This window comes from Streptosporangium sp. NPDC051022 (assembly GCF_040683035.1).
In the GTDB taxonomy this organism is placed as follows: domain Bacteria; phylum Actinomycetota; class Actinomycetes; order Streptosporangiales; family Streptosporangiaceae; genus Streptosporangium.
Genome location: NZ_JBFBCF010000016.1, coordinates 191207 through 213537, shown reverse-complemented (window position 1 = coordinate 213537; position 22331 = coordinate 191207). Strand labels below are relative to the sequence as shown.

General features: G+C 70.7%; 21 protein-coding genes. 5 read left to right on the top strand and 16 right to left on the bottom strand.

Annotation, left to right across the window (positions count from 1 at the left end):
- Positions 1 to 520: 520 nt before the first annotated feature.
- Positions 521 to 835, top strand: coding sequence for a hypothetical protein (locus tag AB0N02_RS25640; RefSeq protein ID WP_363951248.1), 315 nt, complete (start codon positions 521 to 523; stop codon positions 833 to 835).
- A gap of 846 nt (positions 836 to 1681) precedes the next feature.
- On the opposite strand, the gene AB0N02_RS25635 is transcribed toward AB0N02_RS25640, so the two are convergent.
- From AB0N02_RS25635 to AB0N02_RS25625, 3 genes are read right to left on the bottom strand one after another with little or no spacing between them, the layout of a single operon-like run.
- Complete coding sequence (locus tag AB0N02_RS25635) at positions 1682 to 2113, bottom strand: YbaB/EbfC family nucleoid-associated protein (protein WP_363951246.1); 432 nt, start codon at positions 2111 to 2113, stop codon at positions 1682 to 1684.
- Positions 2110 to 2919 (bottom strand): hypothetical protein, encoded by an 810-nt coding sequence (locus AB0N02_RS25630; protein ID WP_363951244.1) that lies wholly within the window; start codon positions 2917 to 2919, stop codon positions 2110 to 2112. The genes AB0N02_RS25635 and AB0N02_RS25630 overlap by 4 nt, the downstream gene beginning before the upstream one ends.
- 15 nt (positions 2920 to 2934) lie before the next feature.
- The gene (locus tag AB0N02_RS25625; protein ID WP_363951242.1) at positions 2935 to 3237 is read right to left on the bottom strand and encodes a hypothetical protein; all 303 of its coding nucleotides are present in this window, start codon (positions 3235 to 3237) and stop codon (positions 2935 to 2937) included.
- Positions 3238 to 3441: 204 nt separating this feature from the next.
- On the opposite strand from AB0N02_RS25625, the gene eccB reads away from it, so the two are divergent.
- Entirely contained in the window at positions 3442 to 4887 is a 1446-nt protein-coding gene (gene eccB, locus AB0N02_RS25620; protein ID WP_363951239.1) for a type VII secretion protein EccB, read from the top strand.
- Positions 4888 to 5050: 163 nt separating this feature from the next.
- On the opposite strand, the gene AB0N02_RS25615 is transcribed toward eccB, so the two are convergent.
- The 10 genes from AB0N02_RS25615 to eccD form a co-directional block, all read right to left on the bottom strand.
- Positions 5051 to 5821, bottom strand: a complete 771-nt coding sequence (locus AB0N02_RS25615; protein ID WP_363951236.1) for a hypothetical protein — start codon at positions 5819 to 5821, stop codon at positions 5051 to 5053.
- Positions 5822 to 5863: 42 nt separating this feature from the next.
- A complete protein-coding gene (locus tag AB0N02_RS25610; RefSeq protein ID WP_363951234.1) occupies positions 5864 to 6910 on the bottom strand; it encodes a hypothetical protein in 1047 nt (348 codons plus the stop codon).
- Between the two features lie 67 nt (positions 6911 to 6977).
- The gene (locus tag AB0N02_RS25605) at positions 6978 to 8270 is read right to left on the bottom strand and encodes a hypothetical protein (protein WP_363951232.1); all 1293 of its coding nucleotides are present in this window, start codon (positions 8268 to 8270) and stop codon (positions 6978 to 6980) included.
- Positions 8271 to 8283: 13 nt separating this feature from the next.
- Positions 8284 to 8766 carry a hypothetical protein gene (locus AB0N02_RS25600; RefSeq protein ID WP_363951230.1) on the bottom strand — a complete coding sequence of 161 codons (483 nt, stop codon included), beginning with the start codon at positions 8764 to 8766 and terminating at the stop codon, positions 8284 to 8286.
- Between the two features lie 26 nt (positions 8767 to 8792).
- Complete coding sequence (locus tag AB0N02_RS25595) at positions 8793 to 10082, bottom strand: hypothetical protein (RefSeq protein ID WP_363951228.1); 1290 nt, start codon at positions 10080 to 10082, stop codon at positions 8793 to 8795.
- Between the two features lie 48 nt (positions 10083 to 10130).
- Positions 10131 to 10532 carry a hypothetical protein gene (locus AB0N02_RS25590; protein ID WP_363951226.1) on the bottom strand — a complete coding sequence of 134 codons (402 nt, stop codon included), beginning with the start codon at positions 10530 to 10532 and terminating at the stop codon, positions 10131 to 10133.
- Positions 10533 to 10638: 106 nt separating this feature from the next.
- Positions 10639 to 10938, bottom strand: coding sequence for a hypothetical protein (locus AB0N02_RS25585; RefSeq protein ID WP_363951224.1), 300 nt, complete (start codon positions 10936 to 10938; stop codon positions 10639 to 10641).
- Positions 10939 to 10971: 33 nt separating this feature from the next.
- Positions 10972 to 11298 (bottom strand): WXG100 family type VII secretion target, encoded by a 327-nt coding sequence (locus AB0N02_RS25580; RefSeq protein WP_363951222.1) that lies wholly within the window; start codon positions 11296 to 11298, stop codon positions 10972 to 10974.
- A 258-nt stretch (positions 11299 to 11556) separates the two neighbouring features.
- A complete protein-coding gene (locus tag AB0N02_RS25575) occupies positions 11557 to 11925 on the bottom strand; it encodes a YbaB/EbfC family nucleoid-associated protein (protein ID WP_363951220.1) in 369 nt (122 codons plus the stop codon).
- A 160-nt stretch (positions 11926 to 12085) separates the two neighbouring features.
- Entirely contained in the window at positions 12086 to 13534 is a 1449-nt protein-coding gene (gene eccD / locus AB0N02_RS25570; protein WP_363951217.1) for a type VII secretion integral membrane protein EccD, read from the bottom strand.
- Positions 13535 to 13681: 147 nt separating this feature from the next.
- On the opposite strand from eccD, the gene eccCa reads away from it, so the two are divergent.
- On the top strand, positions 13682 to 17668 hold the full coding sequence (gene eccCa / locus AB0N02_RS25565; protein ID WP_363951214.1) for a type VII secretion protein EccCa: 3987 nt from the start codon (positions 13682 to 13684) through the stop codon (positions 17666 to 17668).
- A 529-nt stretch (positions 17669 to 18197) separates the two neighbouring features.
- Positions 18198 to 19163 (top strand): intradiol ring-cleavage dioxygenase, encoded by a 966-nt coding sequence (locus AB0N02_RS25560; protein ID WP_363951212.1) that lies wholly within the window; start codon positions 18198 to 18200, stop codon positions 19161 to 19163.
- Positions 19164 to 19356: 193 nt separating this feature from the next.
- On the opposite strand, the gene AB0N02_RS25555 is transcribed toward AB0N02_RS25560, so the two are convergent.
- Positions 19357 to 19554: a DUF397 domain-containing protein gene (locus tag AB0N02_RS25555; RefSeq protein WP_363951210.1), complete on the bottom strand. Its 198-nt coding sequence runs from the start codon at positions 19552 to 19554 to the stop codon at positions 19357 to 19359.
- A 21-nt stretch (positions 19555 to 19575) separates the two neighbouring features.
- Positions 19576 to 20478, bottom strand: a complete 903-nt coding sequence (locus AB0N02_RS25550) for a helix-turn-helix transcriptional regulator (protein ID WP_363951207.1) — start codon at positions 20476 to 20478, stop codon at positions 19576 to 19578.
- Positions 20479 to 20815: 337 nt separating this feature from the next.
- On the opposite strand from AB0N02_RS25550, the gene AB0N02_RS25545 reads away from it, so the two are divergent.
- Positions 20816 to 21253: an ATP-binding protein gene (locus AB0N02_RS25545; RefSeq protein WP_363951204.1), complete on the top strand. Its 438-nt coding sequence runs from the start codon at positions 20816 to 20818 to the stop codon at positions 21251 to 21253.
- A gap of 258 nt (positions 21254 to 21511) precedes the next feature.
- Here the strand turns inward: AB0N02_RS25545 and AB0N02_RS25540 are convergent, their stop codons facing one another.
- Entirely contained in the window at positions 21512 to 22015 is a 504-nt protein-coding gene (locus AB0N02_RS25540) for a hypothetical protein (protein WP_363951201.1), read from the bottom strand.
- Positions 22016 to 22331: the final 316 nt, after the last annotated feature.

Below are 22331 nucleotides of genomic sequence, written 5' to 3'. Positions count from 1 at the left end.
GCTTCTTCCGGCCCTGCGGGGACCGATCCTGCCGGATCTCGAACACCGCAACTCCTGAATAGATCAGGTGTTGCAACGATCACTAGAACCTAGGCGTGTCATCGGGGAAGGGGCCCTCCTCGTGTTCGCCTGCCGGGGACGAGCCGAGCACCGGCGTCTCCTCGCTGCGCCGTATGGCCTCATCGGATCCTCCGGGGTGTCCGAGCTCAGGTCGCCGAGGCCGAAGTTCACTTGTACGGCTCCGCTCTGTCTCAAGGTGACGACCGTGGTCTTCCACGACAGGGTCGCCGCCTGATGCGGGCGCCGCAGGGGTGACGAGCGGGCCTCCGAATAGCAGCTTGTAACAAAATTGAGAAATAAGTAGATTTGGCTGTCAAGTCTGCTTTGATAGCCCCAGATAGACTCAGACAGGCCCATAGAAGGATTAATCAAAAGTTGAACCGAAAGGAATGCAGTGGATGATTTAAGCCCATTATTACCTGAAGACCCGAAGAGAGCAGATGCCGCCGTTCCGCAACCGGTGGAATCGTCAAGCTGGGGCGCTCCGTCACTCCCGGGAGAGGCCACCTCCCCGTCTCGGGAACCCAACGAGCCGCAGGGGGCGGCCTCGCCGGGTGGGCGCCGGATCGGCGGCTCCTTCCTGCTGCTCATCGCCTGCGCCGGCGTGCTCGCCCTGCTGGCAGGGCTGGGCCTGTGGGCCGCGAGCTACACCTCGCCCGACAGCGCGGAGCGGGTGTCCGCGGAAGGAACCGCGAACGAGCGCGGGGCGCCGGTCGAGGGGCAGGGCGCGGATGACCAGGCGCAGAACGGTGTGAACAAGGTGACCGTGCCGTAGGGCACCACGCCCGGCCCGCAGGCCCCCGCCGTGGGGCTGCCCAAGCCGGCTGCGGCCGATACGTCGTCAGACGACGACTCGGACGATGAGTCGGACGACGACTCGGACCCGGATTCAACCGAAGCCCCGGAGCCGAACCCGGCCAAAACAACGACCAAACCGAACCCGGTCAAGACAACGGCCAAAACAAAGCCCGACCCAACGTCGACCTCGACGAGAAAAGCCCGATCAAACCCGAAACCACCGAAAAGCCAACACCAGCATCCACCACCGGCCCGGCAGTGAAGCTGATCCGACCGTAATGCCGAAATACCGACGCTCGGCGCAAAACCACCGGCGTCGGGAGCACCGGCCCCGTCCGGGCCCCCCTTTGAGGTCCGGAACGGCAGAGGCAGGATCGACCGCGGCAACCGCGGGTGACCCGGTCGCGGCCCTGCCCAGGAGAAGATTCGGACCCCGGCAGGGGCGGGTTTGAGAGAAAACGAGTCCCTCCCCCGCGTTGCCGGGGGGACTCGCCGCGTTCCCCCTGAGCTCGGCGTCCGGAGAGGTCGTCGACGGCGCGGAGGAAGGAGTCGTAGACCACCGTCATCCGCTCCCGCGCCTCGCCGGGGTCCGGCGGGACCGTGGAGAAACCGTCGGCCCCGTCCCCGCGCCGCGCACGTCGCCGAGCCCGATCTCCCATCTCGGTGACACCGTCGCCGCCCGGGTCGACGCGCTGGAGACCGTCAAGAAGGACTGGAGAGACGTCGAAGAGGCGAGCAAGGTCAGGCACTCACGACGTCGAAACCGATGAGCCCGGTCCACGCGCGCGGGCAGGCCGCGCAGGCGGTCAGAGCCCGCCGCCTGTCAGGCCCCGCCCGCCAGGTCCCGCAGCGTGCGGGCGAGGTCCTCGCCGATCTCCTCGAACCGGCGGCGGGCGTGATCCATGTCCAGGGTGAGCGACTCGCCGCCCGTCGCCCTGGTGAGCAGTTCCTCGCTGCGCGTCCGGGCGTCGTCCTGGGCGGCGCGGACGGCCTCGGTGGCCGCCTCGGCGATCGTCCTGGTGTCCAGGCGCGCGATGCGGGGGTCGAAGGTGATCTGCTGGATGCGGCCTGCGGCGTCCACCACGGCCCTGGCCATGCCGTCGGCGCCGAAGCCCTCTCCGGTGACGGCCTCCAGCTCGCCGAAGGCGTCGCCGAGCCGGCGCAGCGCCTCGTCGCCGCGCCGTACGACCTCGTCGAGGTCCTCCAGGTCGTCCAGATTGTCCAGGCGCGGGTAGTCGGGGTCGGTGTTCGTCATTTGTACGACTCCGGGAGGTCCTTTTTCGGGGACAGCCACTGGAAGCCCGTGCTCGGCGGAAGCTGGGGCGGCTGACCGGTCTGCTGGGGCGGCGGCTGCTGGAAGGAGGGCAGGCCCTTGGTGACGATCCTGGCCTGGGTGAAGTCGACCTTCGCCTGACCGGTGGGGGCCAGGTTGAACGACTGCATCCACGCCTTGCCGGAGAAGTAGACCGACATGCTGCTGGCACCCGCGGCGACGACCTTCCCCAGCGCGGCGGTGGAGGCGGCGATGATCCTGCTGGCCATGATGCCGAGCATCCGCAGGTTGAGCGCGGCCGTCCCGGCGTACGGCGTCGCCAGCATGGCCGAGGCGATCCCCGCGAGGGCGAGCAGGGTCGCAGCGACCTTGGCGATCGCGATCCAGTAGGCGCGGTAGGCGTCGCCGAGCTCGTCCACGATCCCGGCGATGGCCTTGATGTAGGCGCGCAGGCTCTCCAGCGCCTCCTGGTAGTGCTGGACGGCGTCGTCGAAGGCGTCGCGGTCCTCGGCGATCCACCCGTCCTTCGCCTTGTTCAGCAGGGCCGCGACGTAGCTCTTGTTCGCGGTGTCCAGCCGCGAGTGGAGCGACTCCCAGTTGTTGTAGGCGTCGGCCATCCCCGGCACGTTCGCGATCGCCGTCGCCGCGATCGCCACCCCGGCCCAGGCGGTCGGCGCCAGCCGCGCGCCGTTCTCCAGGCCGCTGAGGACCTTGGCGGAGTTGACGATGACGCCTCTGGCGCTCTTGGCCGCGGTCACCGGGGAGGGCCTGTTCGGAGATGCCGGCATGTCAGCTCTTCCGGATCACTGGTAGACGACGGTGCTGTTGTACTCGGCGGTCTGCCAGTTGACCGTGGCCGTCGTCAGCGCCTCCAGCCAGGACTCCAGGACGTCCAGGGCCTGGCCGAGCTTCTCCCTGGCGTCGTCCTGGACATCGCGGTAGCGGATGCCGATCGCCAGTTCGCCGACGGCGCCCCAGCCGGGTGCGGTCACGTCGGTGCTGTCCACCAGCCCGCGCAACTCCTTGATCTTGGGAATGACGTCGTCCCCGATCTCGGTGCGGATCGACTGAATCGCCGTGGACGTGACGTACCTGTCCTGCATCACGCGCCTTCCTTGATCGACAACCGTCCCCGTATCTCCTATCACCGCCCGGAGCGCCGTTTCCCGGTCTCGTCACCTTGTTCAGCGCTCTTTCGGCGGTCGGAAACGCCGCGGACGATCATTGTTCACATATCACGCAAAAAGGGCCGTTCCCAAGATCGCTCTTCTATGCTGTCGACGACCGCGCATCCGGCGGACGGAGGTGGGATGCAGACCCGGCGTGATCTCTACCAGGCCCACAGGCTGATGACCCAGCGGCTGGGTACGGCCCTGCTCCAGGGCGAGCCCGACCTGCCGGAGTCGCCGCTGCGCAGGCACAACGTGGCCGTGTTCGGCGGGGTGCTGGTCGCGGTGCTGGTGACGGCCGCCTTCGGGGTGCTGGGCCTGCTGCGGCCGGGCAACGCGACCGCCCTCACCGAGCCTGGCACCGTGATCGTGGAGGAGGAGACGGGCGCGACGTTCGTCTACAGCGCCTCCCAGGGGAAGATGATCCCCGTCGTCAACGTCACCTCGGCCAGGCTGCTGGTCGGGGAGCAGGACGTGAAGGTGCGCACGGTCAGCGCCGCCTCGCTCTCGCGCTACCCGCGCGGCACCCTGGTGGGCATCCCCGGTGCCCCGGAGTCGCTGCCCGCCCGCGACCGGCTGGTCCGCGCGCCCTGGTCGGCCTGCGTGGTCGAGGGGGTCGACGCGAACGGCGAACGCAGGCCGTACACCTCGCTGGTCGGCGGCTTCGGCGTCGGCGGGAGCCCGATCGGGCAGAACAGGGCCATGCTCGTCCAGGAGAACGGGCAGGCCTGGCTGCTGTGGTCGAACCAGCGGATGCGGGTGTCCACCGAGGGCGTGCGCGCGCTGACGGAGGAGCAGCCCCGCCAGGTCCCCTCGGCCTGGCTCAACGCGCTGCCTGCGGGCCCCGACTTCCGCGCCCCCTCGATCTCGGGCCTCGGCCGCGCCGTGGCCGGCCCCGGCGGCGAGACGTCCGCCGTCGGCAGGATCTTCACCGTGCCGCCGGTGGCGGGCGCCCCCGCGAGGTGGTACGTGCTGCTCTCCGACGGCCTGGCGCCCCTCACCCCGACGCAGGCCGCCCTGCTGCTGCGCAGCCCCGCGACCAAGAAGGCGTACGGCGAGGCCCCCGTACGGGCGGTCGAGCTGGACCCGGCGACCGCGACCGGGGCCAGGCGGTCGGCGGCCCACATGGGCGGCGGCGACCTCCCGCAGAGCATGCCGGAGATCGTCGCACCGCCCCCGGCCCACCCGGTCTGCGCCGTCTACGCCGACACCGAGCGCGGATCGGCCAAGGCGCTGCTGACGGTCGGCAGCACGGTGGCGATCCCCGCCCCGCCGAAGGGGTGGTTCAACCAGGACGTGGTGGACCAGGTGGTGCTCCCGCCGGGCGGCGGTGCCGTGGCCGGGCTGCTGCCGGGCAACGGCAGGCTGGACGCGCTCCAGTCGCTCTACCTGATCGGCGACCAGGGGCGGCGGCACCTCATCACGTCCCAGGACGCGCTGTCGAGCCTCGGCTACGACATGCGGGACGTCGCCCCGCTGCCCGCGCACCTGGTGCACCTGATCCCCGAGGGCCCGGCGCTCGACGCGGCGGCCGCCAGGAAGCCGGTGCAGACCGGCCAGCCCGCACCGGCCCAGCCGCAGCAGTGACCTGGGCCGCGGGTCACACTCCGACCTCGCGGGTCACCACGTTCCTCCAGCATGGACGCCCCGTCCTTCGGGGCGGGGAGCCCGCCGGCCGCTGGACGGGGCTGTGAACCGCGAACCACCCGGCTTCGGCCGGGAATCCCGGTCCTTCGGGGCCGGGAGGATGTCAAAGGCCGATGATGGACAGCGGGGACGAGCCCTTGGTCTTCGGCAGGTTGAGCGCGGGGTTCTCGGGTTTCCTGACGAGGCCCCCGTTCTTGTCGTACTCCAGGCTGACCTGGGTGAAGTCGGGCTCCTGCTGCGGCATGGCCTGCGTGCCCCAGAACATTCGCTGCTGGTCCTTCTGGAAGCCGTTGAGCATCCACATGATGACCCCGACCGCCGCGACGGCCTTGAGCTTCTTGCCGACCACTCCCTTGACGACGTCGTCGAGCTTCTTCAGCGCGGCGGTGACCCAGCCCTCGGCCGGGATCCTGAGGGCCGGGTAGACGTAGCTGGCCATGTAGACCAGGGCGATGCCCTCCATGGTCAGGGCCGTGTAGAAGGCGATCTGGGCGCCCACGTGGTAGATGTCGGCCGTCTGGTCGAGGGTGTCGCCCATGCCCTGGCGGTATCTCCGGGCGTTGTCCAGCTGCGCGTTGAAGTCCTTCACGGAGGCGCTGAACGTCTCGTAGGCGTCTCCCTCCCAGTGCCCCTCGTCCTTGATCCGGGCCTGCAGGGTGTGCAGCTGGTCCCTGATGGCGACGAGGTCGGCGGCGGGACCGGCGTTCGGGTCGCGCCACTCTCCCGCCGCCTTCTTCATGTCCCCGGGATTGGACACCAGCAGGCCGAGCGTCGCGACGATGGACCACGCGGCGGGCCGCCTGAGGATGATGGCCGCCTCCGTCGCCGCGGCGACCGCCAGTATGGTCGTCGCCCTGTCGCTCTCATACGCCATGGTGAAGATCCTTCCTCCGGCCGCCGCGTCTCACCGGCGAGGTCACGAGTCCTGGCCGATCACCGGGGGCGCGATGTCCTCGTCGCCGCCCCAGACCCCCTCGTCCTCCGACATCCAGGTGGTCTTCTCACGCTCCCTGTCCTGCTCGCCGCCGGGGGCGCCGCCCGGGGGCATCAGCGGCATCATGGACGCGCCGCCCGTGCCTCCCGTACCCGCCCCGCGCCCGGCGCCCAGGGAGGCGGCGTCCACCCCCGCCGCCCCGCCGGAGAACCCGCCGCGGGAGGACGGCCCCGACAGGTTCCCGGTGTCGCCGGTCCACGTGGTGGTGCCCGGCAGCCTCGGCTGCCCCGCTCCCCCGTCCTGGCCGTAGGACGACAGGGCCGTCCGCGTGGGATCGTCCAGCCCGAGGCCCGTTCTGGCGAGGGGGTTCACGGCGCCGTCCGAACCGAGACCGGGGATACTCCCGTCGGGAAGGCGGCCGGTCCCGTTGGGGTCGAGCGCGTTCGGGTCGGGGAGCCGGGGATCGGTTCCGCCCGGGTTGGGCAGGTTGGGGTCGGGCAGGCTGGGATCGGTACCGCCGGGGTCCGGCAGGTCCGAGCCGGGCAGCGTGGGCCCGTCCGTGCCGGGCATGTCCGGATCGGGCAGGCCGGGAGCCGTTATGCCGTCCCCCTTGGGCAGGTTCAGGCCACCGGGACCCAGACCGCCGCCACCGAGGCCGCCGCCCCCCAGCCCGCCGCCACCGCCGCCGTCGCCGTCGCCGGTCGTGCTCTTCCCCTCGGCGTTCTGGTAGTTCTTGTCGGCGTCCTTCAGGGCCTTGTTCCACGACTCGATGACCGCCTTGCCCGCCTTGAGGGCGTTCACCGCGTTGTCGCGGGCCTGGTCGTGAGCCGTGTTCAGCCCGATCCCGAGGATGCCGAAGGCGGGCGGGTCGATGCCGATCGCGCCCGTCTGACGCGCGAGGGTCTCCACGTCGCCCGCGCGGCCGCCGAAGTCGTTTCCCAGCTGGTCCAGTTTGTCCTTGGTGAAGGAGACGGCCTTGGCCGGTCCGGCCGCCTCAAGCGTGAAGCCCTTGAAGGGCGATTCGGCCATTCCCACTCCTCACAACCGATACAGAGATACAGCCATTGCGAACCGGTACAACCGGCGATCTTTGGCGTCAGGTGATCACCGGCGGGATGGTGTCGCCGCCGCTCCCCCAGACCTCGTCGTCCTCCATGAGCCAGGTGCTGTTCTCCCGGTCCTGCTTCTCCTCGGCCCCCGCGCCGCCGCCCGGCGGCACGAGGGGCATCATCGGGGAGCCGCCCGCCCTGTTCAGGCCCCCCGTCTGGCCCCCGGCGCCGAAGGCCCCGCCTCCCACCGCCCCGAAGCCGCCCGTGCCCGGCCCGGTGCCCGTGCCGTTCGGGCCCACGACCCCGTACGGCCCGTGCAGCGAGGGGTTCAGGGAGTCGCCGAACACCGGGCCCGGTCCCCGGCCGTTCGGCAGGCCGATCGTCCCCTGGTCGTTCAGTCCGGCGAGCACGGTCCTGTCCTGGCCGACGCCCGACAGCGCCGTGGCGTCGAGGCCGGGCCGGGATCCGCCGGTCCCGTCGTAGCCGGGGGAACCGGGGCCGAGGCCGTTCACGCCGCCGTTCTGCCCGGTGCCGTTCGGGTCGGGCAGGGAGCCGTCGACGGCGCCGGGCCCGGTGCCGCCCGGGTTGAGGCCATTGGGGTCCAGGCCGTTCGGGTCCAGCCCGTTCGGATCGATCGCGCTCAGCCGCGGGTCGTTCACCCCGGGGCCCTTCACCGCCAGGCCGCCCGCGGGGTCGCCGAAACCGCCGTCGCCGCCTCCGGTGGTGAGGCCGCCGGGCCCCGAGGGGAGGTCCACGTTCTGGTAGTCGGGCAGCGGGAGCTGCACCGGGGTGGGCAGCGAGTGCTGCACCTCGGCGGGAAGCTCCTGGTAGTGCTGGACGATCCTGTCGTTGATCTCGTTGAACCGGTCCCTGGCCCGGCGCTCGACGCGGTACATGCCGTAGAACGGGATGTTGTCCGCCCAGTCGGTGTCGTGGTCGGAGCGCGAGTCCTGGCCCCTCTTGGTGACGATGTTCTGCTGCGCCCAGGTGAGCGTCTCGCCGTACTTCCGCAGCGGCACGCCCACCTCCCGCATCTTCCCTGCCAGCTCGCGGATGCTGGCGTGCAGCCGCTGCAGCTCCTTCTGCGCCGCCACGCTCTCCGGGCCGTTGTAGGTGCCCGCGAGCTCCACGGCCTTCTGCTTGAGGGTCACCGCCGCGTCCTGGAGCAGGTCGTGCGCGGCGACGTAGTAGGCGGCCGCCCGTTTCACCGTGTCCGGTTCGGTGTTGTCGACCCAGTTCCTGACCTTGTCCATGACGCTGTCGAAGGCGGTGATCGGAAGAGGCGTCTCCTGCGGGCTGGAGCCGGAGTACTTGAGCGGGGTCGAACCCGTGTCCGCCATGGTGATCTCCCTGTCAGGCGTCGTTCTTGGGAGCGGTGCCCTGGTTCGCCTCGTCGGCGCCGTCGTAGGCCTTGACGATCTCGTAGAGCGATTCGATGACCGCGGCGTACTGCTCCGTCGTCACCGCGTACAGGCCGCCGCCCTTCTGGCCCCGCTCACCGATGAGGACCGAGTAGGCCGAACCCATCGCCATGGCGAACTGCTGCGCGGTGATCCACTGGCCGAGATGGGCGTCGCTGAGCGCGCACTGGATCTGGAGGTCGGGCAGCGACCCGGCCCCCGGGGGCGGTCCGGGCAGCTCGGGGGGCGTGGTCCCCTTGGCGTAGGCGACCGCGGTCGACGGGATCTTGGTGGCCGTCGTCAGTTTCCTGAGCGCCGCCTCCAGCTGCCCCGCGATCTCCCGGATCGCGGTGTGGTCCACCTCGGGACCGCCCTTGCCGCTCGTGTCGTTCTTTACGGTCAGACCGGGCCAGTCGGGGTCGAGTTCGATCGCCATGCCGTACCTTCCGAAGATCTCGATGGTCAGGTGATGACCGGGGGGATCACGTCTCCGCGGGAGTTCCAGACGTCGTGGTCCTCCGACAGCCAGGTCGTCCTCTCCTGCCCCTGTCCCTCTCCCTCGGCCCCGGCGCCGCCCGTGCCCGGCATGAAGGGTGCCATCGGGCCGCCGGTCGCGGCGTTCCGGTTGCCCGAGGTTCCGGTGGTCCCCGAGGTCGCCACCGGTACGGCGCCCGCCCCGAACCCGGGGCCGCCCAGCACCGAGGGGACGTGCGGCGTGACGGTGGTGGGTGGGCCGACGAGCCCGACCGGGTTCTGCTGGATCGTGGGGGGCGCGACCGGGGTGTTCGGCAGGAAACTCGCGATCTCCGTGGTCCCTGGGACGTGCCGGAGAGCCGCGGTGTCGTGTCCGCCGATCACGGGCGGGACCGTGGTCTCGCCGCCGGGGCCCTGTCCGGTGCCCGTACCGCCGGTGGAGGAGCGCCCGCCGTCTCCGGTGCCGCCCTGGCCCGAGCCGTCCGTTCCGCCCTGGCCGGAGCCACCGGAACCACCGGAGCCGCCAGAACCGTCGGAACCGGGCCCGGTGGACCCCGGATCGCCGGAATCGCCGGAATCGCGGTCGCCGGTTCCCCGTCCGCCGGACGGGTCGTCTCCCCCGGCGCCGCCGGAACCTCCGGACCGGCCCGCGTCGTCCCCTCGCCAGGGACTCGCGCCCGCCCCCGAGGTGCCCGCGGGCCGGCCCACCGGGGAGTAGTCGACCGGGGAGTATCCCCCCGGTCCCCGCCCGGTGTCCTCCGCGGCCGGAAGCGTGTAGGAGAACGTCTCAGGAACCTTCTCATACAGGGCGGCGATCTGCGCGTTCAGCGTCTTCAGCACCTGGCGGGCCTCGGCGGTGCCCTTCGGCTCGCCGGAGGCGGAGGCGGAGGTCGCCGTCGAGGGTTCCTGCGAGGTCTGCCGGGACGCGGCCAGCCGGTCGAGTTCCTTGCGGGCGTCGGGCAGGTGGACCCCGCCGTACATCCTCAGGACGTGGGACACCTCCCCCATCTTGTCCCCCAGCTCGGAGCCCACGGTGTGCAGCATCCGCAGCGCGTCCTGGACCTCCTGGGCGGCGGGACCGCCCCAGACGCCCGCCAGCCTCGAGGCGTTCCTCAGCATGGCGCCCGTGACGAGGTCGAGCGTGGCCGCTCCGTGGCCGAAGCCGAACCCCGCGTCCTCGATCTGGGCCGGCGAGGTTTCCCTGATCCAGCGGTCGATCTCGTCGTACGAGGCGGTGACCTCGCCCCCGGCGGGTCGCTCGCCCGAGCGGATCCGCACGGTCCGTTCCCGGCCCTCCACCGCGATGCCCCCTTTCCCGCGCGTCCTCTACGCGCCCGTGCCGCCCTCGCCCGCGTGGTTGGCCCTGTCGTACTCGTCGGCGCTCGTCCGGATCGCCTTGATGACTCCGAGGTAGTGGGCGACGAACTCCTCGTAGACGCGCCCGAGGACCGCGGCCCTGCCGTCCGGGGACGACGATCCGCCGGAGGGGGAGCCGACGGTCCGCGCGAACGTCCGCGCGGCGGGCCAGGAGCCGAGCTGGGCCTCGGTCAGGTTGCCGCTGGTGCCGACGCTCTTCAGGGACCCCGTCGTGTATCCCTCGGAGAAGGCCGGGGCCGTCAGGCCCGCGACGTACTCCTCCAGCTCATTGGCGATCTTTCGCATCTGGTAGGTGTCGAACTCGGTGACCTGCGCCACGTCGTCCCGTGACGGCCAGCGCGGAGCGCTCACGTCTGTCCTCCGGGGAAAAGGTGAACCGTGCGATCTCGCCCGGGGCGGATGGGCTCGGTCACCGCGCCGCGGTGACCGAGAGACACCTGATCAGGCGTCCGCCACGTCAGTGGTTGCTCCAGATGGCCTTGTTACGGGCCTCGGCCGCCTTGTAGTTGGCGTTGGCGACGCCCAGGGCCTTGGCCGCCTCGCCGAGCTGGCGTCCCATCTCCTGCTCGGCGGCGTCCCAGATCTTCCGGTGCTCCTCGAAGAAGTTGGCCGCGTCGCCCGCCCAGTGCTCGCCCAGCACCTGCTGGAGCTTGACGATGAGGTCGTCGGTGGCCTTGTCCATGGCGGTGACGACCTGGAGAAGGCCGAGCTCGGCGTTCTCCATCTCCACGAAGTTGACCTTCGTATAGTCGGACACTGTAGATCTCCGTCCTTCAGCGGGGTGGGTACGTCACTTCGCGCCGGTGTTGATGAGCGCGTCGACGCGTCCCATGCCGGCCTGCACGTCCTGGTCGGCCGCGTCGTAGGTGATGGAGCTGTCGCCCAGGTTGCGGGCGATCGTCTCCAGGTCTCCCCGGACGATCAGCATCTGCTCGTCCCACTTGCGCATCGCGGCCAGGAACTTGGCCGACGCCGAGCCCAGCCAGCCGGAGGCCGTCAGCTCCTGCGTGGTCGTCTCGACTCCCTTGCGCAGACCTTCCACGTACTGCGCGGTGTCCGTGACGAGCTCGGACGCCTTCTTGATCTGTGCGGGGCTCGCACCGAAAAACTCCGCCACCGGTCACCTCCGTGACATAGGACCTGCTTGTCCGTAGCGGCGTCACGCCCCCGTGCCGACCGTACGGCCGCGGCGCCGCCAGGGTGTCCAGAGACGCCTCATGAGCGGACAGAAAGGACTACCGCGACGAACATCATCAAGACGGCATGCTAGCCATCAAGCACCACATGCATAACATGTATTCATATTACGGAAAAGTAAATATTTGGCGTCCGGGCCATATATAACCAGGCCGACGGTGCGCGGCGGCGGCGGGCGTCACAGCTCCAGGCGGCGGCGGATGCGGTCGAGCTCACCCATCACGTCCTCGAACGTACGATCGTAGGCGGCCTCGGCCTCCCTGACCCGCCCCAGCGCCGCCTCCGGGTCGCCGAGCAGCCTCATCGGGTTGTTCTCCTCGCCGAACGCCCTGCTCATGGCCGCATCGACCTGCTCCTGAAGGTCCTTGGCCGCCTCGTGGACGGTCAGCCTGATCCGCTCGGCCAGTTCGCCCGAGCTCAGCCGCATGGCCTTGGGGTGGAGGTCCAGGTCGCGCAGCCCCTCGGCGGCGTACGTCACGGTGACCAGTCCGTCCTCGTCCTGCGCACGCCCGGTCAGCCCGGCGACCTCCCGGTGGAACTCCTCCATTTTCATAAAGTGTGAAGTATTGCTGCTCAGCAATTTTTCAACGTCTATGTTTGCGAAGTCTCCGAAATCCACGTCCGCTCCCCATCGCCATCGAGTTCGGCGGCGCCCCGGCCGCGCGTCACGAGATCACCCAACCAGCTCGCCGGTCCCCGCGGCAGCCCTAACCGGCCAGTCCCCGGACCCAGGAGTAGACGTCCAGCACCCCCAGGGCGAGCGGGAACAGCGCGACGATCAGCAGGACCTCGACGATGTCACCCGCGCGGCCCCAGAACGGCGACGGCCTGCCCGACGGCAGCCACAGGCCCATGGCCGCCGGGATCACCGCGGCGCACAGCAGCCCCATCGCCACGGCGATCGCCACACCGCCCCCGCCGGCGCCCAGCGCCCGCGAGATCGCCAGCACCGCGAGCCCCGCGAGGCCGGAGGTCAGCAGCCAGAGCCGCTGCCCCGTCCCCTGGAAGACCCGGGCCCGCATGACGAGCGTCAGCGACAGCGTCAGCGCGGTCGCCGCCGCCACCCAGCCGCCGTCCAGCGCCAGGCAGACCTGGGTCACCAGCGCGACCAGGCCGATCCCCGCGACGAACCCGGTCGCGTAGCGCTGCGCGTGGCCGGTGCGCTCCAGGATGGCCGGGCCGTCGATGCGCTGGTTGTCGCCTCGCAGTTCCTCCGAGCTGGTGGGCATCGTGGGCATCGGCAGCCCGGCGAACCGGAACGCCAGCATCGGCAGCAGCGGGCTGCACGCCAGCAGGACCGCGGCGGCGACCGCCGCGACCCCGGCGGGGGAGGCCGCGGAGAACATCACGACGGCGGCGCTCACCGCGCCCGTCGCCGAGGCGATGGCGACGCCGAGGAAGGCGGGCACGCCGTCGGCGATCACCAGCACGGCGACGGTGGCCACCAGGCCGGTGGTCGCGAACCCGGCGAGCAGGTGCGCCGAGCCGAGATCCGCCAGGCCTCCGGAGCCCGCGGGCGCGAGGAGCCCTCCGAGGAAGCCGTACGGCAGGGCCGCGTAACCGATCAGCGCGCCCGCGGACGAGTCGCCGACCGCCCTGGAGATCACGCCGCCCGCGACGATCAGCAGGAGCGCGAACACCCCGGCGAACACGGCCGAGACCCGCCACGGCGGCCCGGCCAGCAGCAGCACGACCGCCCCGGTGACGAGCAGGCAGGTCGCGGCCCCCACCCCGGCCAGGCGGGTGTGCTTGACGTCCCACCGGCCGGGCCCCTCCCGGAAGCCGGTCGCGACCACGTCGGCCACGTCGTCGAACACGGCCGCGGGCAGTACGGCCTCGCGCGGCCTGAGGTAGAGCACCTCCCCGTCGAGCACCCCCAGCGCGCCCAGGCTCTGGCCGATGTCGAGCGGGGCGCCGCCCGGCCGCTGGAGCACCCACCCCGGGGCCGCCGCCGACTCGCCCCCCACCTCGCCCATCGCGCGCAGCAGGCTCGGCAGGATGTGGGGCAACGGGATGTCGGCGGGCAGCGCGAGGTCGGCCTTCTTGCGTGGGGCGACGACCGTGATGTGACAGAGCGGGGGCAGCGGCGCGGCGGCGGGGGCCGGCAGGCCCTGGGCCGGGGATCCCTGCGTGGGCGGTTGAGCCAGTGACCTCACCGTCGCCCTCCCTCTCACTACAAGCATCACGGAAATGACCAATACGCCGGATACGGTAGCGGGGAGAGTAGGGATCATGCGCGACAACCACAGGTAACCGTTTTCCGGCACGAAAGCATCACGAACGACCAGGAAGGCACTTCCAGGGTGAGCATCGTCGTCGTCCGGCGCCCCGAACGCCGTCCCCCGCCCAAGCCTCCCCGGGGCGAGATTCTGCTCGAGTCCCCGCCGGAGATCCCCGAGGTCCAGCCCCAGGGTCTGACCGGCATGCTCACCTACCTGCCGATGGTCGCGGGCGCCGCCGCGATGGGTCTGATGTTCACCGCGGGCGGCGGCTCCAGCCCGATCATGTACGTGGCCAGCGGCCTGTTCGCCGTGTCCATGATGGGCATGACGGCAGGTCAGCTGGGCCGCCAGGCCGGCGAGCGCAAGCAGCGGCTGAACGGCCTGCGGCGAGACTACTTCCGCTACCTGTCGCAGGTCCGCAAGAAGGTGCGGCGGGCCGGCGCGCAGCAGCGCCAGGCCCTCGAGTGGAGCAGCCCCGACCCCGACTCGCTGTGGTGGGTCGCCCTGGGCCCGCGCCTGTGGGAGCGGCGCCCCCGCGACGACGACTTCGGCACCGTACGGCTCGGCACCGGCGTGCAGAAGCTCGCCGTCCAGCTCATCCCGCCGGACTCCAAGCCGGTCGAGGACCTGGACGCCCTGTCGGCGGGCGCGCTGCGCAGGTTCGTCAGGGCCCACTCGACGGTGTCCGGGCTGCCGGTCGCCGTGGCCCTGCACTCCTTCGCGCGGATCAACCTGACCGGTGACCCGGCGGCCGTGCGCGAGCTGGTGCGGGCGATGGTCGCCCAGATGGCCGTCTTCCACTCCCCCGACGACATGCGGGTCATGGTGTGCGCGGGCGAGGAGTGGATGGCCCAGTGGGACTGGGTCAAGTGGCTGCCCCACGCCCTGCACCCCGAGGAGACCGACGCCGCGGGGCAGGTGCGGCTCATGGCCGACAACCTGGCCGAGCTCGACCGGCTGCTCGGCGGGACGCTGAAGGAGCGGGCGCGGTTCAGGCCGGGCGCGTCCGCGGACGCGCTGCCGTACCACGTGCTGATCCTCGACGGCGGCCACGTGCCGCACGACTCGCAGCTCGGCACCGACGCCATCCAGGGCGTCACGGTCATCGACCTGTCCGGCTCGGCCGGGCCGATCGAGGAGAAGAACACGCTACGGCTGGACGTCCGTCCCGACGGCTTCTTCATGATCAAGATAGATCACGCGGGCAAGCAGAGCTCGACCCGCCTCGGCGACCCCGACCGGCTGGACTTTCTACGGGCCGAGGGCATCGCCCGGCAGCTCGCCCCGCTGCGCGCCTCGAACGCCAGGGGCGGTGAGGCGCAGGACGTGCTGGCGGTGAACACCTCGCTGACCGACCTGCTGGGGGTGGGCGACCCCGTCCTCCTCGACCCGTCGGTGACGTGGCGGCCCAGGGCGGGGCGCAACCGGCTGCGGGTGCCGATCGGCCTGGGCGTCGACGGGCGCCTGGTCGAGCTGGACATCAAGGAGTCGGCGCAGGGCGGCATGGGGCCGCACGGCCTGGTCATCGGCGCGACCGGATCGGGCAAGAGCGAGTTGCTGCGGACGCTCGTGCTGGGCCTGGCGATCACCCACTCGTCGGAGATCCTGAACTTCGTCCTCGTCGACTTCAAGGGCGGCGCGACCTTCCTGGGCCTGGACACCCTCTCCCACGTCTCGGCCGTCATCACCAACCTGGAGGACGAGCTCCCCCTCGTCGACCGGATGTACGACGCCCTGCACGGCGAGATGATCCGCCGTCAGGAGCTGCTGCGCGCCGCCGGCAACCATGCCTCCCTGCGCGACTACGAACGCGCCCGCGAGCAGGGGGCCGACCTGCGGCCGATGCCCACGCTGTTCGTCGTCATCGACGAGTTCAGCGAGCTGCTCACCGCCAAGCCCGAGTTCATCGAGCTGTTCGTGATGATCGGGCGGCTCGGCCGCTCCCTCGGCGTGCACCTGCTGCTGGCCTCGCAGCGCCTGGAGGAGGGACGGCTGCGTGGCCTGGACACCCACCTGTCCTACCGGGTCGGCCTGCGCACCTTCTCGGCGATGGAGAGCCGGGTCGTGCTCGGCGTCGCCGACGCCTACGAGCTGCCCTCCGCGCCGGGCAACGGCTACCTGAAGTTCGACACCACCGGGATGACCAGGTTCAAGGCCGCCTACGTGTCGGGCCCGCACCAGACCGACCCCCTCGGCGCGGCGGCGCGGGGCGGCCGGGCGGGTGTGCGCCAGATCGTGGAGTACGGCCCCGGCTTCTCCCCGGTCCCCGTCGTCGAGGAGCCCCCGAAGGAGCTGACGACGGGCGAGATCCCCCTCGACCGGGGCACGGTCAGCCTGCTTGACCTGGTGGTCTCCAGGCTGGCGGGCCAGGGACCGCCGGCCCACCGGATCTGGCTGCCGCCGCTGGGCGAGCCCCCGACCCTGGTCCACCTGCTCCCGACGCTGACGATCACGCCCGAGCTGGGCCTGAGCACGGCGGGATGGGCGGGACGGGGCAGGCTGCACGCCGTCGCCGGGGTCATCGACAAGCCGTTCGAGCAGCGCAGCGACCCGTTCTGGCTGGACCTGTCGGGGGCGGCCGGCCACGTCGGCGTCGCCGGGGGGACGCAGAGCGGCAAGAGCACGGTGCTGCGCACCCTGATCACCGGCATGGCGCTCACGCACACCCCGCGCGAGGCGCAGTTCTACTGCCTGGACTTCGGCGGCGGCTCACTAGCCTCGCTGGAGGCGCTGCCCCACGTGGGCGGGGTGGCCAGCCGCCTGGACGGCGACCGGGTGCGCCGTACGGTCGCCGAGATCGCCGCGCTGCTCCAGCGGCGGGAGCGCGACTTCGCCGAGCAGGGCATCGACTCGATCACCGTCTACCGGCAGCGGCTCGCCGACGGGAGCATCGAGGGCGACGGCTACGGCGACGTGTTCCTGGTCGTCGACGGGTGGCTGACGATCAGGCAGGAGTTCGACTCCCTCGAACCCGTCATCACCGACCTGGCGGCCCGGGGCCTGGGGTACGGCATCCACGTGGTGGCCGCGACCAACAAGTGGTCGGAGTTCCGTCCCGGTATCCGGGACCTGTTCGGCACCCGGGTCGAGCTCAAGCTCGGCGACGCCTACGAGTCGGAGGTCAATCGCAAGTCGTCGCTGGCCGTGCCCGAGGGGGTTCCGGGGCGCGGGCTCACCAAGGAGGGCCTGCACTTCCTGTCGGCGCTGCCCAGGATCGACGGCGTCAGGAAGGCCGACGACCTGGCCGCGGGCGTGCGCGCCCTGGTCCACGCGGTCAGGGACGCCTGGCAGGGGGCGCCGGCGCCCGCCGTACGGCTGCTGCCGGCGCTGCTGCCCGCCGAGTCGCTGCCCGGCCCGGAGCAGACCGGACGCCGGATCCCTATCGGCATCGACGAGGCGTCCCTGTCGCCGATGCTGCTCGACTTCGACGCCGACCCGCACTTCATCGTGGTCGGCGACACCGAGAGCGGGAAGTCCAACCTGCTGCGCCTGGTCACCGAGGGCCTGGTCGCCCGGCAGACGCCGCAGGAGGCCATGATGATCGTGATCGACTATCGGCGGTCGCTGCTGGACTCGGCCGCCACCGAGCATCGCATCGGTTACGCCGCCTCCAGCGCGGCGGCGGCCGAGCTGATCAACGACGCCCGCAACGCGCTGCTCAAACGGCTGCCCCCGGCCGACCTCACCCCCGAGCAGCTGCGGGCCAGAAGCTGGTGGCAGGGCTGCGACCTGTACATCGTCGTCGACGACTACGACCTCGTCGCGACCTCGTCGAACCCGCTGCTCCCGCTGGCCGAGCTGCTGCCGCAGGCCCGCGACATCGGGTTGCACCTGGTGATGTCCCGCGCGATGGGCGGCATGGGCCGGGCGATGTTCGATCCGATCGTCCAGCGGCTCAAGGACATGGCCAGCCCGGCCGTGATCCTGTCCGGCAACAAGGACGAGGGCTACCTGTTCGGCAACGTCCGCGCCCACCCCCTGCCTCCCGGCCGGGGCTACGTCGTCGACCGCAAGTACGGCGCCCGCCTGTCCCAGACCGCCTTCCTGCCGCCCCCGGAGACCCCGTGACGAGCGGGAAACACGCTCCCCGAATTCCCCCGTCACGCGTCACGGAAACGGCGCACGGTGACCGGATCGCCGTCTTCCAGGAAAAGTCCATTCGCGCCGGCCATTCACCCCGAATATGGCCCCCGGGCCTTCCAGGGGCCGGGCCGGTGTGGCGGGATCCGGCGCGAGTGCGGCGACGACCTGCCCGTGGCGCCCGGACGGCGAGCGGCGGCGCCGGGCCGGCCGTGCCGTCGGGGCCGTCGGATGGCTCCCCACCTCGGCGAACGCCCGCGACCGCCCGTCGGCGGACGGTCCCGCCGGATGCTCTCTCCCGGGCGAAGGCCCTTTCCCTCACCGCCCATATCACACAAACTCAGTCATTGACAGAGGTCAACAAACTTTGTCCGAAGCATCACGATTGGGGCTATAAGTCCGATTAACATCCCTCAACACTCGCCGTTCCCCCGAAAGTCACAGTTCCGTTACGGCATATCGGAGCCCCACCCCCCTTTTAGACTTTTTTCACATAACGCCCCTAATGTTCCTGCGCATGGAAGAAACCAACACCCCCCAACCGAACCGCCGCCAGCTCCTCATCGCGGGCGGAGTCGTCGCCGCCGCCGGCTTAGGCAGCGGCTACCTGGCCACGACGGCGTCCGCCAGCACGACCGGCGGCACCCCCACGCCCGCCCCCTCCGGGACCAAGCCTCCCTGCCTGAAGCTCAGCAAGGAGACCATCGAGGGCCCCTACTACCTGGACTACGACAAGTACCGCTCGGACATCACGGAGCGTAAGCCGGGTGTGCCGCTGCTGCTCCGTATCCAGGTCGTCGACTCGGAGAACTGCAGGCCGCTGCGTAACGTGGCCGTCGACATCTGGCACTGCGACGCCCTGGGCATCTACTCCAGCTACGAGAAGCAGTCGTCCGGCGACGGCGGCGGCTTCCCGACCGCGTTCCCCACCGCCCCGCCCACCGGTGCCCCCACCGGCTTCCCGACCGCGTTCCCCACCGGCGGTCCCGGCGGCGGCGGCATGCACGCCGAGCCCGACAGCAACACCACCTATTTCCGTGGTTTCCAGATGACCGACCGGCAGGGCTGGGTCACCTTCAAGAGTGTCTTCCCCGGCTGGTACGTCGGCCGCGCGATCCACATCCACACCAAGGTCCACGTCAACGGCGTCTTCCGGCACGGTGCCTACGTGGGCGGCAACGACTGCCACACCGGCCAGCTCTACTTCCCCGAGAGGGCCATCGAGGCCGTCGCCGCGACGAAGCCGTACTCCACCAACACCAAGAAGCGCACCACCAACGCCGAGGACATGCTCTACACCGGCGACACCCCCAGCGACGGCATGCTCAGCCTGAGGTACGACCCGAGGCACCTGGCCCACGGGATCCAGGCCTCGATCACCCTCGGGGTCGACCCCGACGCCGTCCACGACGGCCAGGACTGGCCGGGAGGTCCGTTCCCGCCGTTCCCCACGGGAAGCCCGTCCCCCACGGGGGCTTCCTGATCCGGTACGGCTGACACGCTGAGACCTCGATAACACCCCCCCAGCACGCCGCATCCCACCGGCGGCGTGCTGGAAGCAGGTTCCCCGCCCGGCTCCCCTCACCGTCCGTCGGCCGTCGTGAACCGGCCGTCGCGGCCGGGCCTTCCGGCACCGGTTCTTTCGGTGGAGGGTGGAGAGCCGATCCGGCGGGAGTTCAGGATCCGTTCTTCAGGGTGGCGACGAAATCCGACCAGACGGCACGACTGAAGGTGAGTTTGGGGCCGTCGGGATCCTTGGAGTCGCGGAGCGCCACCGCGTCGCCGACCGTTGCGACTTCCACGCAGTTTCCGTTGCCTCCGCTGTGTGAACTCCTACGCCACACCGCGTTGGTCAGGTCTGTCTGACCGGACATCCCACCCCTTCCACTGGACACTTACGTCAGGCTCGTCGACGCGTGCATCAGCATAGCCATGCTGTCCGCCGGGCTGAGGGCTACTGCGCGGAGATAGTCGAACACGCCGACGTATCTCCTGACGTCATCGGCGTCCTCAAGATAGAGACCGCTGGACATGTTCTCCAGATAGATGACATCCAGGTCGCTGTGCTCGGGAAAACCCACGATGTTAAACGATCCGGTCATCGCCGGATGCGCTCCGGCCCGGTACGGAAGAACCTGGACCATGACGTTGGGCCGCCGGTTCGCCTCGGCGAGGTGCCTGAACTGCTCGGCGGTGACCTGGGCCGTTCCCACGCGCTGGTGGACCGCTCCCTCGCCGAGGATGACGGACAGCTCCAGCGGGTTGTCGTTCGCGAGGCGCCTCTGCCGCTCCATCCGGACCGCGACCCGGCGGTCCACCTCGTCGGGAGTGTCGTTCGGCCGTGAGGCCGCGATGACGGCGCGCGCGTAGTCGGCGGTCTGCAGCAGACCCGGGACCAGGATCTGCTCGTAGTTGCGGACGGACGTCGCCTCGGTCTCGAGGCCGATCAGCGTCGCGTACTCGCTCGGCAGCACGTCCCCGTAGTTCTGCCACCATCCCCGCTGCTGCGCCTCCCGTGCCAGCGCCGCCAACGCCGCCCTGTCCTCCTCGGGAACCTCGTACAGGTCGAGGAAGGCCTTCAGATCCCGCGGCCGGATCCCCCGGCGGCCGGTCTCGATGCGGCTGATGGAGGCCGCCGCGAAGTCCAGGCGGTCGGCGACCTCCTGCATGGTCAGCCCGCTCTCCCCACGCAGTCGTCGCAGCTCCGAGGCGAGACGGCGCCTGCGCACGGTGGGACTCGTGTCTGTGGCCAATGCTTCCGTCCTCTCGCGGATCGTGCCGGTAGTTACCTTTGGCATTTCCCAAAGGTAACTACCAAAGGAACGTGATCTGAGGTAACTTCCACAGAGTGTAGTTGAGCGACTACAAAGGCGGTGTGGTTATGGCAACACCTGCACAGAAGGCCGGTTCACCGAAAGACGAGGTCCTTCGTCCGGTACGGCCGGGCGCGGCCCCGCACGCTCCCCCGACCCCCACCTCTCCGCCCTCCTGGCACACGGGCGACCGGGAGGCACCCCCCGGACGGCAGGCGGGCGGCCGGGGAGTGCCGCCCGGACGGCGGGCGGCGGAGACGGCCACGGGGGCGGTGTCCTCGTGAAGGGCGGGACGAAGACGGAGCCACCGTTACCCCTGCACATGACGCCGCGCTGGCACGGCCTTCACTGGCTGGGCGCGCAACCGCTGGACGGTGTGCCCTCCTCCGTGGGCGCCGCCCGCGCCTGGATCGCGATCCGGCTCGGCACCGATGTGCCGGGGGTCCCGGCCGACACGCTGGACACGGTCAAACTGCTGACCAGCGAGCTGGTCACGAACGCGATCACGCACAGCCGTTCACGGGACGGCGTGCTGCTCGTCCGCCTCGGCGTGAGCCGTCCCGGCCGGACACCCACGATCCACGTGGAGGTGCTGGACGACGGCTCGGACGACGAACACCCGGTGATGCGGATGGACCCCGACGGCGAGAGCGGGCGCGGCCTGTTCCTGGTGGACGCCCTGTCACTGCGATGGGGTACGGCCGACGCCGAACCGGGCCGCGTGGTCTGGTTCCAGGTCCCCTACGTCCCCTCCCGCTGACACCCCGGATCCCGCGGCCCCCCTCCCCGCGCATCCCGGTCCTCTCTCCCCCCGCGGATCCCCTCCGCCCCTCAGCCCCGTGCCTCGCCCCGGACTTCCGGCCCCGTACCTCGCCCCGGATCTTCGGGCCCCCTCGTTCACCTCCCGGTGATTCGGCCCCGGCCGTTCTCGGAACACCCGCGAGACGGGAAACCGCACAACCGTCTCACGGCCCGGCGCCCCGGCCCCAAGGTGATCACCTCCTTCCGGTGAGAGCTTCTAATGAGAGCCGACCACGGTCTTGAGGGCGACGATGGCCAGGCCGAGAACGAGATTGATGATCCCGGAGCTGACGACGACCCCCTTGGAGGAGTGGACTTTGACCGCGGCCGCGACGGCCCAGGCGACCTGGCTCGCCACCGCGATCCCCAGCGCCGTCCAGGCGGCGACCGTGTTGGAGGCTCCCAGCCCGGAGACGAGGACGGCGGCCACTGCCGGCGGGATCGACGCCTGCGCCAGCGGCCACTCGTCCCTGGCGACCGCGTGCAGGTTCGTCCAGGTAAGGGGTTTCACGGGGTATCCGCGGCTGACGACCTGGGCGTAGACATGGGCGACCCAGAACACCACCCCCGTGCAGATCAGCAGGGTCGCGAGTTCCGCCGCGGACGGCGGCCCGCCCTCCGCGGTCGAGCCGGCGATCACGGAGGCCGCCAGCAGCGAGCCGTACACGGCACCCGCGAACCCCACCCGCTCCGGCTCCGCACTCATCTCACGCCCGTTCATGGCAGCAGTGTCCTTCGCGCCCATCAGACCGGCCGATCGACATGCATGGGGATGCCCAGATTTGGCTCAGGACGGCTGTGCCTCCGGGAAACGACGCGTCTCAGCACAGGTGAACGACCACCGACACTCCTCCCTTGTCCACCACGTTGCGCACCGCCCACCGGCGCCGACCAGGCCCACGTCACCACTCGCCGTACCGGCGCCACGAAAAGCCCCCGTGACACGACGCAGGAGCAGGCCACCGCACTGACCAGCACCGCATCGCACCGGAAGACACCGCCCCGGAAGCATGGGAGAAGGCGGCCACCGGTTCAGG

Coding starts and splice junctions, on each gene's coding strand:
- AB0N02_RS25635 (WP_363951246.1), bottom strand. CDS start 2,113: ATGACGAACACCGACCCCGACTACCCGCGCCTGGACAATCTGGACGAC.
- AB0N02_RS25630 (WP_363951244.1), bottom strand. CDS start 2,919: ATGCCGGCATCTCCGAACAGGCCCTCCCCGGTGACCGCGGCCAAGAGC.
- eccB (WP_363951239.1), top strand. CDS start 3,442: ATGCAGACCCGGCGTGATCTCTACCAGGCCCACAGGCTGATGACCCAG.
- AB0N02_RS25615 (WP_363951236.1), bottom strand. CDS start 5,821: ATGGCGTATGAGAGCGACAGGGCGACGACCATACTGGCGGTCGCCGCG.
- AB0N02_RS25610 (WP_363951234.1), bottom strand. CDS start 6,910: ATGGCCGAATCGCCCTTCAAGGGCTTCACGCTTGAGGCGGCCGGACCG.
- AB0N02_RS25605 (WP_363951232.1), bottom strand. CDS start 8,270: ATGGCGGACACGGGTTCGACCCCGCTCAAGTACTCCGGCTCCAGCCCG.
- AB0N02_RS25600 (WP_363951230.1), bottom strand. CDS start 8,766: ATGGCGATCGAACTCGACCCCGACTGGCCCGGTCTGACCGTAAAGAAC.
- AB0N02_RS25575 (WP_363951220.1), bottom strand. CDS start 11,925: ATGGAGGAGTTCCACCGGGAGGTCGCCGGGCTGACCGGGCGTGCGCAG.
- AB0N02_RS25560 (WP_363951212.1), top strand. CDS start 18,198: ATGGAAGAAACCAACACCCCCCAACCGAACCGCCGCCAGCTCCTCATC.
- AB0N02_RS25555 (WP_363951210.1), bottom strand. CDS start 19,554: ATGTCCGGTCAGACAGACCTGACCAACGCGGTGTGGCGTAGGAGTTCA.
- AB0N02_RS25550 (WP_363951207.1), bottom strand. CDS start 20,478: ATGCCAAAGGTAACTACCGGCACGATCCGCGAGAGGACGGAAGCATTG.
- AB0N02_RS25545 (WP_363951204.1), top strand. CDS start 20,816: ATGACGCCGCGCTGGCACGGCCTTCACTGGCTGGGCGCGCAACCGCTG.
- AB0N02_RS25540 (WP_363951201.1), bottom strand. CDS start 22,015: ATGAACGGGCGTGAGATGAGTGCGGAGCCGGAGCGGGTGGGGTTCGCG.